This is a genomic window from Finegoldia sp. BIOML-A4 (assembly GCF_009679635.1).
Taxonomy (GTDB): Bacteria; Bacillota; Clostridia; order Tissierellales; family Peptoniphilaceae; genus Finegoldia; species Finegoldia magna.
On record NZ_WKZC01000004.1, the window covers coordinates 39,926 to 52,025 of the forward strand.

The following is a 12,100-nucleotide window of genomic DNA, read 5'->3' on the forward strand; positions in this document are numbered from 1 at the left end:
TACTGTATTATCTACATCTATAGTATACCATATTGTGAGATTTGTTTGTTGTTAAATTATTTTTAGTTTTCTAAATCGTTATGTTTTTTATTTAAAAATTTTGTCAAAATATTTTATTTACAACTATATTTATATATGTTACGATATGTTTGGAGAGTGATGTAATGGACAGTTCGAGTGTCTCGCAAATAATTGCGTTAGTGTTCTTGGTTGCAATGTCCGCTGTATTTTCATCAAGTGAAACGGCGATAACATCTGTAAGCAAAATAAAAGTTCGACAATTAGACCAAAAGGATAACAAAAATGCACATTTACTGAAGAAACTGCACGATAATATGCAAACTACCATATCTACTATTTTAATTGGTAACAACATTGTAAATATCGCAGCGAGTTCTATAGCTACAATTTTATTCACAAATATTTTTCATCAAAACGGAGCTTTGATATCTACAGTTGTAATGACTGTTTTTGTATTGATTTTCGGTGAAGTTATACCGAAAACAATTGCACAATATAAAAACAAATCCGTAGCTTTAAAATTTTCTAGGTTTATTTATTTTTTGACGATAGTTTTCAAACCAATTGTAAAAGTATTAAACCTTTTAACTCGTTTAATAATCAAGCTTTTTATTGGAGATGACGAAGATAGTTCGACACTTACCGAAGAAGAACTAAAAACTTTGGTGGAAGTTAGTGAAGAAGAAGGCGTCATTAAAAACCAAGAAACTGAAATAATGATAAATGCGTTGGAATTAAAGGAAACTTTAGCAGTTGATATTATGACTCCAAGAACTAGCATGGCATCAGTGGATATCGAAGACGCAGAAAGTGATTTGAAGGAAATTATCAAAAATATTACTTATTCTAGAATTCCTGTTTACGAGGACAATATTGACGATATTATAGGCGTTCTTCACATAAAAGAATTAGCGCACAAAATCATCGAAGATGACCGAGATTTTAAAGTCAGAGATATCCTAAAACCAGCATTTTATGCTTATGAATACATTCCAGTAGTGGATTTGTTCAAACAAATGAGAACTAAAAATATTTCCATCAGTATAATTATCGATGAGTACGGTGGAACTAGTGGAATTGTAACGATGGAAGATATTTTGGAAGAACTTGTCGGAGAAATCGACGATGAATACGACCACGAAAAAGAAGTAACTAAACTTAGCGACAACGAATATTTAGTCGATCCTGAAATGAGAATTGATGAAGTAAACGAAAGATTTGACCTTGACATTCAAAGCGACAAATTCGATTCAATCGGAGGATTTGTAATAGAATTATTGGACAGAATGCCTAAATCAAAAGATGAGGTTGAATTTGAAAACTTGAAATTCGTCGTAGTCAATGTTGATAAAAGAAAAATTACACAACTAATGATAATATTCAAATAATTTACTCTCACGAGATTCGTGAGAGTTTTTTTGTGGGAAAAGTTCCAAATATAATAACATAAACAAAAAGTAGAAAATCATTTTTGCACGAACATCTGACTACATAAATTGGCGATTTCAAAATCTCGAACTACTAAAATCCAAAACTCAAGCAAGGCTCTCAAACAGTTGGATTTTTTAACGTAGTTCTTCGATGAGAAATCACAACAATTTATTCCGTATGATATTCTTAGCAAAAATGTAATCTACTTTAATTTTTTTAATATTTTATTATTTCCCTATTCCCAACGCCTCTTTTGCCAATTCATCAGCCATATCGTTATAAGTATCGTTGGAGTGACCTTTAACTTTTACAAAATTAATATCGATTTGAGGCTTTATTTCGTCGATAAATTTCTTGTAGCTTTTGGTTAAATTATTGTTTGTTTTCCAGTCGCCATTAGCCCAGCTTTCAATCCCTTGATAATCATAAAAAATCGTGATTTTGTTCATTTTAAGTTCGACTGCTTTTTTAATTGCAAATACCGATCCACTTACTTCTCCCGATACATTTCTATGCGTTGAGAATTCTGATTTGGGAAATTTTTGATTGAATTTGTCGATTTTACTATTGTGAAACAGCACACAACCAAAACTATATTCTCCCGTATCTTTTTTGAATGATCCATCTACATAAGCCACACACTCATTTTCACTTAAGTTATCAATGGACGCTACTTTTTTATTATCTTCGCCATTTATAAAATTATCTGCCTCTTCTTTTGTCTTAAAAGATTTGAAAATCGCTCCCTTAAAACCATTTACTTGTTGTTGGCACTCTGACCAACTATTGTATATCCCAGGATTTCTCCCTATTTTTACCGCATAAAATTTACTCATTACATACCCACACGCTCAAAGTTCCAGCTCCCACTTCAAAATCTCCAAAACCATCATCGTCTATTACAATTTCATTAGAATTTGTTCCAGTGATTTCCGTATACTTTTTACCTGCATTTTCCTTTCCAACATTCATTCTCAAAGTGTTGATGTCAGCTGTGCTGATTACAACAGCCATTGGATTGTGAAAATCATCACCGTGTCTAATCCAACCTATCAAATTCTCATTTTCCATATAATCTGTCTGTTCTCCAAATGCGTAGTGTTTTCTGATGTACATCAAATTATCTATAATATCCTTTTGCCCTTCGATATTAAATTCTCCACCTATTTTACAATAATCGCCGTAGAATATGCAAGGATATCCGTCTTTTCTTAGTAGAATCAAACCGTACGCAATCTTTTTAAACCAAGGTTCAACAAATGATTCCAATGATTGACCAGGTTCGCTGTCGTGATTATCCACGAATGTAACTGCAATGGTTGGATGTTCTTTTACCAAAGTATTATCGAAGATTTTTCTCATATCAAATTTATCGCCCATTTTCGATGCAGAATACATATTAAAATGAAGTGCCACATCGAACAAATCCACGTCATATTTCGTATCGTACAAATAATGATTGGTGTTGTCCTTATCTTGTAACCAAAATTCACCGAAAAAATAAAAATCGCGATTAACAACATTTTGTATATGTTTGGTGAAATCAATTATGAATTCATCGTCAATGTGTTTAAGCGCGTCGTATCTGAATCCGTCCACATTAACATAATTCACAAACCATTCTCCCCATCTAAAAAGCTCATCTTTAACATCAGGATTTTTGTGGTCAATATCTGCAAACATCAAATAATCGAAATTTCCTTTTTCGTTAGAAACATTCTTGCTAAATCCTTTGTTTTCTCCAGCGACTTCAAAAATTGCTTTCTTTTGTTGTTTATTATCAAAATCAACTCCATTAAAATGTTGGAAATGCCACACGAACTCAGAATATTTTCCATTCCTACCTTTAAAATCAAACCCAGTCCATGCTTCAATATCATAAGCATCAGTAATTCTTTTCGTCCTGTCGTTAGGATCGACTTCGTAAGCTTTAAAAGTTTCTGAGAAATCAGCTCCAGCTTTGTGATTTAAAACTACATCTGCATACACTTTTATATCATTTTCGTGCAAAACCTCGATTAATTTTTTCAATTCTTCTACAGTTCCATATTTTGTGCGCACAGATCCTTTCTGATCAAATTCTCCCAAATCGTACAAATCATACACACCATAACCAACATCATTTGTTCCTGTTGCTTTAAACATTGGAGCAATCCACAACGCATCAATACCTTTTTCTTTTAAATTTTTCGCTTCTTTCGTCAAATTTTTATAATAATTTCCATCGTCTGGTAAGTACCATTCAAAAGCCTGCATCATTATTTCGTTTCCCATTTGTTCCTCCTATTAATTGTAAGAAATTGCTTTATATTGTATAATCTAATAAGATTATAACATTAAAATGATAAGAATAAGGAGAATAAATGCAATATTTAGTCGGTAGAAATCCTGTTATGGAAGCTTTGGAAATGGATATGGGAGTAACCAATCTATACATACAAAAAGGCGAATTAAAAGGATTTATTAAAAAAATAGAAAAAAAAGCTTACGATATGGGAATTAAAATCGAATACGTCGATAAAAAATACATCGAAAAATTCGCAGAAAACACTGCTCATCAAGGTGTTATGGCAAAAATGCCAAGTTTTGGTTATTCAAGCGTTGATGAAATGATAATTTACGCCAAGAAAAAAAATGAAGATCCTTTTTTGATAATTTTAGACGAAATAACAGATCCTCACAATTTAGGATCCATCATTAGAACTGCAGAAGTTGCAGGATGCCACGGAGTTATAATTCCAAAACACCGAGCTTGTGAAGTCAATGCAACTGCAATCAAAACAAGCGCAGGAGCTGTTTTCAATATCAAAATCGCACGTGTAACCAACATAACCACGACAATTAATTATTTAAAAGAACATAACATTTGGATTTACGGGGCTTGTGGCGAAGCTTCACAAACTCACACACAAGCTAACTTGAAAGGACCTATCGGCCTTGTAATCGGAAACGAAGGCAAAGGAATTTCGAGATTAGTCAGAGAAAATTGTGATCAATTAATTAAAATCCCTATGTATGGAAAAACAGAATCACTCAACGCATCAAATGCTGCGAGCATTCTAATTTATGAAGTCATACGCCAAAGGTATGAAAAATAAACAAATTTATCTTTATGTCGATGGTTATAATATAATAAATGCATGGCCTAATTTGTACAAATTATCAAACGATGTGGATTTGGATAGTGCCCGTGAAGAGCTCATTGATATAATGAAAGAGTATCAAAATCTAAGCGGAGAACAAGTTTATGTAGTTTTTGATGCTTATCTTGTAAAAGGTGGAATGAGCATTGAAGAAAAGCGTGATAATTTGACGGTGGTTTACACAAAAGAACACGAATCTGCAGACAGATATATTGAGAGAAAAGTCAACGATATGAAAAAGCACGACAAAATGTATGTGGCAAGCAACGATGGAATGATTCAACGAATTATTTTATCGCGTGGAGGAATTAGAATTAGCGCCAATGAACTTTGGAAAAATTATCTAACTTTAAAAGAAAACCTCAGAAGATCTAAGCTAAGGAAAAGAAAACAATCTACTGAAAATATTGTTACTATAGATGATGAAATTTATCAACAATTAGAAAAACTTCAAGATGAAATAAAAAAACAAAACTAGGTTATGTGACCTAGTTTTGTTTTTTTAACATAAGGAGATACCCATTTAATGGATAAAATGAAAACGTTATTAACTGTTTTTATTATATCACCCTACATATAAATTGTCAAAATTTAAAATTAAATTTCCACCATTTATTCTTGTTTATCTTTCTCTATCAAGTTTTTTATTGCTTCAATTGCAACTTTAATGGCTACATCAGTATCATGACACACAGGATTGTCTAAGTGTTTTTTCTCACGTTCTTGGTTTGCTACAACCAAAAAACAAGATCCACATCTTACTCGAAGATAATTTGCAACTACAAAAAGAGCTGCCGATTCCATCTCACTTGCCAATGTGCCAAGCCTTTTCCAAGCTTCCCATTTGTTTAATAAATCGTATGACACAGGCATTTTTTCTGGCTCGTGTTGTCCATAGAAGCTGTCTTTACATTGAACAACTCCAACGTGGTAATTGTGCCCCAAATCTTTTGAAGCTTTTACCAATGAATTTGTCACATCTAAGTTTGCAACTGCAGGAAATTCTATCGGAGCGTATTCTTTACTCGTTCCTTCAGCTCTTATAGCTGAATTTGCTATAACCACATCAGAACTTTTTACATCTTCTTGAATTCCCCCACAAGTTCCAACTCTTATGAAAGTATCTGCACCTGCTTTGACAAGTTCTTCCATTGCTATTGCTGCAGAAGCACCACCGATTCCAGTGCTTGTTACAGAAACTTTTTCTCCATTTATAGTTCCAGTGTATGTTACATATTCTCTATGATCTGCTACTAATTTTGCATCGTCAAAATACTTTGCAATTTTTTCGCATCTTTTTGGATCTCCTGGAAGGATTACATACTTCCCTACATCTCCATTTTTAATATTCAAATGATATTGCACGCCTTCTTCTGCGTATTTCATAAAATCACCTCTTTTTTATCTATATTACTAGTATATACTAATTTTAGATAAATAGCATTATTGAGCGTTGATTTTGATGTAATTTGTGCGATAAATTATTTTTTTGAAGAAAATTCCCACAATTGTATTCAAAACTGAAGTTGGTAAACACACTGCAACAAACATTGATGGTAGTAGCTCTACAAAATTTTCTGTACCCATTCCCATTGGAATTGCAAGAGATAAAAATACAAATCCACTTGTCAAAGTTCCTATCGCAAATATGAGATTGGATTTTCTGCTGGTTTTTCCCATCAATTTGAACAAATAAAATACAATAATTCCTGAAACTAATTTATCAATTATGTTTGGAAGCTGTCCCATTGGGAAACTTGTTGTAAAAGCTGCAATTGCCCCTGCAAACAAACTCAACACAAAAGCTTCTTTTACATTATCCATAAATAATATTGCCAAAAACATCATTACTAACAAAAAATCTGGTTTTACTCCCATGAACAACGCAGGTGTAACGTAATGAAGCAATAATCCTACACTTAAAAATATCGAACTTACTGTTAATTTTTTTGAATCCATAATATCTTCCTTTCTTTTTCATAAAATTTTTCTCTTCTAAAATCATTTCATAAGTTCATTTCATTACACTCACCTGCCTTTATAATAAAAAAACACCTGTTCCCCAAAAGGAACAAGTGTCAAAACTCGCGTTACCATCCTAATTTATGTGCAAAAATGCACACATCTCTTTCAGATACTTCCATATCCTATCCCTGTAAAGTGAGAATCACTTTTTGAACTACTATTTTTCATTCAAAATTCAGATAACCCCATTCATATAAACTTCTCTTAGAAATTCGCACCAACCATTTCCTCTCTTGAAGTTTCATTTATACTACTATCTTATCTATTGAATTTAATATTTTTAAATATTTCCTAATATTATATCACAAATAAAATAATTTACAAGTTATAAAACAGTTTTAAAATTAACATTTACCAAATCTTTTATAGAATTGTAAATCAAAGTTCTATCCAAAACTTCATCCAAAAACTCTTGCAATTCTTCTCCTTCATAAAATGAGAAGAAATAAATGTCAATATTGATTTTGTTGATAATACTCTTATCTTCAAAACCTATAACATTTAACAGATACATCGGATTGTCGATATCTAAGTTCACCTTAGCTTCGATATCTTGTAATATAGTGTTTCTTTTCTTTGCAACTCTCATCATAGTCAAAATCAACTCTGAAACGATGGAGCTTACGAAAAAATCAATTGATGTAAATTCTTCTTTTTCTGAATCAAATGAAATAGATGAGTCCACAGGAATACATGATTTTTCGTTGTAAACTTTGACCAAATCATCGGATACAATAGCTCTGAAACTCTTTTGGAATGAATTTATATCATCATTCATATTCTTTCCTCAATTTATTTCTAGCATCAATCATCGATTGTAGTTTTTCTCTTATGTGGTCGTATTCATTTACTGGTCTATTGGAGAATGTAGCAAATCCACAGTCTGGGTTTAGCCATAATTTATCCTTGTCGATAAATGTAAGAGCTTCCTTGGCTCTTTTGTAAATTCCATCTGTATCTTCCTTATCATCCAATCTTGGATTTAACACTCCAAGTCCCAAAATCACTTTGTTATTGATTCTTTCATCAGCTAGTAATGCTTTTAATTCCCCAGCTCTTGGAGTAGAAAATTCTAACGCCAATAAATCAGCATTGATATCTGCAAACAAATCTAAAAGCGGAGTATAAGGGCCTGTCAATAAAATACTTTCGTTTTTACTCCAATTACCACGACACACGTGAAGTGAACAAATAGATTTGTCCCTATCGACACTATCCATCACGCTTTTTATCAAATGTGTGGCAAACTTTAACTCTTCAGTTGGATCTTTTCTAGTAGACAAAGATGCACACATAAATGTTCTTGGTTTACCTTCAGTGAACACAATTTCTGTAAGAACTGGTTCATCAAATTGAATTACATCTACTCCGATTTCTTGAAGATTTTTGATTTCTTTTCTGTAGATATCAATTACATCTTCTCCCAAATCTTCCTTACTGTCGTAATATTTGGAACTAACATTTGCAAGCCACATACTTCTTGTAACCAAGTAAGGACCAGGCATTGTAATCTTAACAGGCTTATCAGTTAATGATTTCAAAAGTTTTAATTCTTCTGATACAATGTCTCCTTTATATTCCAATTTGCCAGTACAAATAGCGTTCTTAATAGATGTAGCAGGAACATCCAATGTCGTCAAAATATTTTCGAACTCTCTTTTATCATCGACGTAATCTAGCATTTCGGCCATACTCATTTGAGTTACTCCACCTAGTTTTTCAGAAATAAAAGATACGTAATTGTCTCTTTCTATTTCTCCACTTGTGATTACATCGATATCCAAATCTTCTTGTAATTTTACAACTTCTTTAGTCTTATCATATACCAATTGTTCGTAGTCAGAAAGGCTAATCATATTAGCCTTTAACATCCTACGAGCTTTCATTATTTCGTCTCCTCTTGGCATAGATCCTATCAAAGAGGTATTGAATAATTTATTGTTCACTATTGAATTCCTTTAAGAAATTTCCTAAATATTCATTAGCTTCAGTAATTTGTTTGAAACCTTCTCTTCTACCAGGAATCCATTGTTTTAATCCTTCAAGATCCATGATTTCTTTTTCTTTTTCGTTGTTGTAATCCATCTTGAACATAATGTCATCAAATGCTTTGATGTCTTCATCAGAAACTTCAGGATTGAATGTAAATATACAATGGTCAAAGTTATCAGTTTTATCTAAAACTTCAACTTCGTTTTTGTCTAGTGTACCATCACTAATCCAAGCATCATAATTTGTACTTAAACAGAATGATGCATCAACTTCTCCATTAACCATAGCAATCATGCTGTCTTTTTCTCCACCAACGTGGTCTCCATGTAAGCCAACACCGATATCAAATCTTTTTTCAGTGTAATCTTTACCATATTCTAAACCATTTTGATGTAAATAGTTTATAGGAATAAGTCTTGCTTGTGGAGAATCAATAGCTCCAAATCCTATTGTTTTTCCTTTTAAATCAGAAACTTTTTCAAAATTTCCCTTTTTAACTACTAGATAAGTTTTCTTATCTCTATCAGTATCTCTCATACATCCGATCTTATCTTTTCCGTCAGATCTCAAATGAGCGTCTAAATGTGCTAATGGGGAATTCCATGCTCCATCAATTTCTCCATTCATTAAAGCATCTACTTGTAGTTTGTAGTCTTTGAAGAATACTCCTTCGATTTCTGCTCCATTTTCCTTGAAAAATTCTTCAATCATTTCCCATATTACTGTAACTCTTGGAGCGTAAATAACTGCACCTATTTTTAATTTTTTCATTTAATTCCTCCTATTTTATTTACTTGATAAAGATTGTCCTAACATAACATGCAACACATCTAAAGATGGTGCCATAATTTGTCCAGCGTAAGCATCTCTCATCAATTTTTCAATTTCAGTCTTTCTATTGTAACTAATTCCTCCACCCACTCTCATTGCAAGAGTTGAGGATTCCATCGCATGTTCAATTGCAATAACTCTGGAAGCTATTATTTTTTGTAAAGCATCTTCATCATTTCTACCTTTTTATTGATATTTGTGTCCTATTTACTTGTTTTCTGTCGCTAAAATACCACCTAACATTACATGGAGAACATCCAATGATGGTGCCATAATTTGTCCAGCGTAGGCATCTCTCATCAACTTTTCTATTTCAGTCTTCTTATTATAAGTGATTCCGCCGCCAATTCTCATTGCAAGTGTAGCTGAGTTCATTGAATTTTCAATTGAAGTCACTCTTGCTGCAATAATTTTTTTAAGCATATCTTCGCTATTATTAACTATAGCTTCTGCTGCATCTTCTGATAGTGTTCTTGCACTTTGTGCCATTGAATATATCTTAGACAAATACATTTGAACAATTTCAATATCTGCTAAGCATTTTCCATTTGGATATTTTCTACTTGTAGCGTATTTATTAGTAATGTTTGATATTCTAATATTTAAACCAGCATATACACTAGCAAGTCCAAGTAAAAACATCTTTGTTACAACACTTGCGACTTCATCTGCTCCGCCTTCTTCCCCTAGTCTGTAATCAGATGTCAACTTAACATTGTCAAATTTCATTGGACAAGAAACATTTCCTCTCATTCCAACTCCATCCCAATATTCCATATTGAAACTCAAACCTTCAGATTCCAATGGAACAACCCAATATGTCGTTTTACCTTCAAATTCAGCTGATTTACTGTTATATTGATAATAACTTGCATAAGTTGCACTTGTTACCATTGATTTAGTACCCTTGAACACATAGTCATTTCCATTTTTAGTACAGGTCATTTCTGGATTACCAAAATGTGTTCCACTACCAAATTCTGAATCAGCCAATGCCATAAATTTATTATTTTCAACGACATCTTTTACTATTTTATCAATTAAAGTTTTTTGACCATAATCCAACACTCCACTGATTCCAACATTATGCATCATATAGCATAATGCTGCAGATGGATTGTATTCAGCAAATGCCATTGTAACTTCTTGATGTTCTTTTGCTCCTTTGCCAAGTCCGCCCATTTCTTCAGGAATCAAAAGTTTTAAAAATCCTTCTTCTCCCATTTTTTCAAATGCTTCTTTTGGGAAAGTGCAATCCTTGTCAGATTTTTTTCCTTCTTCTTCTAAATATTTTTTTGCAAATTCTTTTGCTTGTTCGTAAATCCCCATTAAGCCTCCTATAAAAGTGGTTGACCTGTGATAGCTTTTCCTAACCAAACGTTAAGAACGTCTAGTGATGGAGCCATGATTTGTCCAGCGTAAGCATCTCTCATCAATCTTTGGATTTCAGATGCGCAGTTATAAGTCTTACCTCCACCTACTCTCATTGCAAGTGTTGAAGATTCAATTGCATTTTCGATAGCACAAACTCTTGCTGCGATAATCTTGCATACTGCATCTTCTTCACCATCAACTAAAGATCTAGCTGCTAATTCTGTAAGAGCTTTTGCACTCATACCATTTGAATAAATCTTACCTAAGTGAACTTGTACTGTTTCAATGTTAGCTAAAGAATCTCCTGAAGGGTATTTTCTCTTCAATGCGTAATCATTAGTAACTTTTGATAATCTTAAGTTCAATCCAGTGTAAACACTTGCTAAACCTAAAATGAAGTATGGAGCTACAACGTTAAATACTTGGTCAACACCTGAACCTTCTTCGCCGATTCTGTTAACTTCGTCTAATTTAACATCTGTCATAGTCATTGGACATGAAACATTACCTTTCATACCAATGCCTTTCCAGTGGCTCATCTTGAATTCTAAACCTTCAGATTCCAATGGAATTAACCAGTTGTTGATGTCTCCTTCTTTTTCAGTTGATGGAGTTAAAATTAAGTAATAGCTTGCATGAGTTGCACTTGTTACCATTGATTTTGTTCCGTTGAAAACGAATTTTCCACCGTCTTTAGTAACTTTGATTTCTGGAATGTAGAAGTGAGTACCAGTTCCGAATTCAGAATATGCTAAAGCCATGAATTTGTTGTTTTCAACTATGTCTTTAACAACTTTTTTCTTTAATTCTTCATTACCATTAGTAAGAACAGTCATTAAAGCAACGTTGTGCATCATGTAGCAAAGACCAGCAGTTGGGTTGCTTTCAGCAAATGCTAAAACAGCTTGTTGGTGTTCAACAGCAGTCTTTCCTAAACCACCCATTTCTTCTGGAATAAGTAATTTGAAGTAACCAGCTTTTCCCATTTCTTCAAATGATTCTACAGGAAATCTACCTTCTTCATCTGATCTCTTTGCATATGGTTCTACATGTTCCAATGCAAATTTTCTTGATTCTTCGTAAAAATTCATAAAACCCTCCTAAAGTTTATATTTCAATTATATGATATCACTAATTCTCTAATAAAACCAGAAATATTGTTAAAAATTACTCATTTATTGAAACTTTCTATAAATCCTACCAATTTCATTCGAATTTTAACAAATTAGAAAATTTCTTGATTTTTTTATCCGTTTTATCATTGAAAAATCAACGTTATAAAT

Annotated in this window: 13 protein-coding genes; 3 read left to right on the forward strand and 10 right to left on the reverse strand. The window is 32.6% G+C overall.

Translation table 11 applies throughout. The features are described from left to right. Positions 1-164 precede the first annotated feature (164 nt). The gene (locus tag GKG01_RS04615; RefSeq protein WP_154271651.1) at positions 165-1,409 is read left to right on the forward strand and encodes a hemolysin family protein; all 1,245 of its coding nucleotides are present in this window, start codon (positions 165-167) and stop codon (positions 1,407-1,409) included. A 270-nt stretch (positions 1,410-1,679) separates the two neighbouring features. Here GKG01_RS04615 and GKG01_RS04620 read toward each other — a convergent pair whose 3' ends face one another. Together GKG01_RS04620 and GKG01_RS04625 are read right to left on the reverse strand one after the other, a co-directional pair. Next, positions 1,680-2,288: a ribonuclease H family protein gene (locus GKG01_RS04620; protein ID WP_154271652.1), complete on the reverse strand. Its 609-nt coding sequence runs from the start codon at positions 2,286-2,288 to the stop codon at positions 1,680-1,682. After that, positions 2,281-3,726, reverse strand: coding sequence for an alpha-amylase (locus GKG01_RS04625; RefSeq protein ID WP_154271653.1), 1,446 nt, complete (start codon positions 3,724-3,726; stop codon positions 2,281-2,283). Before GKG01_RS04625 ends, GKG01_RS04620 begins: the two co-directional genes overlap by 8 nt. 89 nt (positions 3,727-3,815) lie before the next feature. Here GKG01_RS04625 and rlmB point away from each other — a divergent pair, with 89 nt between their 5' ends. Both rlmB and GKG01_RS04635 read left to right on the forward strand, forming a co-directional pair. Then, positions 3,816-4,550, forward strand: a complete 735-nt coding sequence (gene rlmB, locus GKG01_RS04630; protein ID WP_094206856.1) for a 23S rRNA (guanosine(2251)-2'-O)-methyltransferase RlmB — start codon at positions 3,816-3,818, stop codon at positions 4,548-4,550. Then, complete coding sequence (locus GKG01_RS04635; RefSeq protein ID WP_094205354.1) at positions 4,540-5,073, forward strand: NYN domain-containing protein; 534 nt, start codon at positions 4,540-4,542, stop codon at positions 5,071-5,073. The genes rlmB and GKG01_RS04635 overlap by 11 nt, the downstream gene beginning before the upstream one ends. 134 nt (positions 5,074-5,207) lie before the next feature. On the opposite strand, the gene udp is transcribed toward GKG01_RS04635, so the two are convergent. From udp to GKG01_RS04675, 8 genes are all read right to left on the reverse strand, one after another. Then, a complete protein-coding gene (gene udp, locus GKG01_RS04640) occupies positions 5,208-5,981 on the reverse strand; it encodes a uridine phosphorylase (protein ID WP_094206855.1) in 774 nt (257 codons plus the stop codon). Between the two features lie 57 nt (positions 5,982-6,038). Then, entirely contained in the window at positions 6,039-6,554 is a 516-nt protein-coding gene (locus GKG01_RS04645) for a tryptophan transporter (protein WP_094206854.1), read from the reverse strand. Positions 6,555-6,945: 391 nt separating this feature from the next. Further along, positions 6,946-7,398, reverse strand: coding sequence for an OsmC family protein (locus GKG01_RS04650; RefSeq protein ID WP_094203338.1), 453 nt, complete (start codon positions 7,396-7,398; stop codon positions 6,946-6,948). Next, the gene (locus GKG01_RS04655; RefSeq protein WP_094206853.1) at positions 7,391-8,566 is read right to left on the reverse strand and encodes a cobalamin-independent methionine synthase II family protein; all 1,176 of its coding nucleotides are present in this window, start codon (positions 8,564-8,566) and stop codon (positions 7,391-7,393) included. Before GKG01_RS04655 ends, GKG01_RS04650 begins: the two co-directional genes overlap by 8 nt. Continuing rightward, positions 8,556-9,383, reverse strand: a complete 828-nt coding sequence (locus GKG01_RS04660; RefSeq protein ID WP_102164640.1) for a PhnD/SsuA/transferrin family substrate-binding protein — start codon at positions 9,381-9,383, stop codon at positions 8,556-8,558. Before GKG01_RS04660 ends, GKG01_RS04655 begins: the two co-directional genes overlap by 11 nt. A gap of 15 nt (positions 9,384-9,398) precedes the next feature. Then, on the reverse strand, positions 9,399-9,596 hold the full coding sequence (locus GKG01_RS04665) for an acyl-CoA dehydrogenase family protein (protein ID WP_316058445.1): 198 nt from the start codon (positions 9,594-9,596) through the stop codon (positions 9,399-9,401). Positions 9,597-9,650: 54 nt separating this feature from the next. Further along, on the reverse strand, positions 9,651-10,772 hold the full coding sequence (locus GKG01_RS04670; RefSeq protein ID WP_154271654.1) for an acyl-CoA dehydrogenase family protein: 1,122 nt from the start codon (positions 10,770-10,772) through the stop codon (positions 9,651-9,653). A gap of 8 nt (positions 10,773-10,780) precedes the next feature. Beyond that, a complete protein-coding gene (locus tag GKG01_RS04675; protein ID WP_154271655.1) occupies positions 10,781-11,908 on the reverse strand; it encodes an acyl-CoA dehydrogenase family protein in 1,128 nt (375 codons plus the stop codon). Positions 11,909-12,100 lie beyond the last annotated feature (192 nt).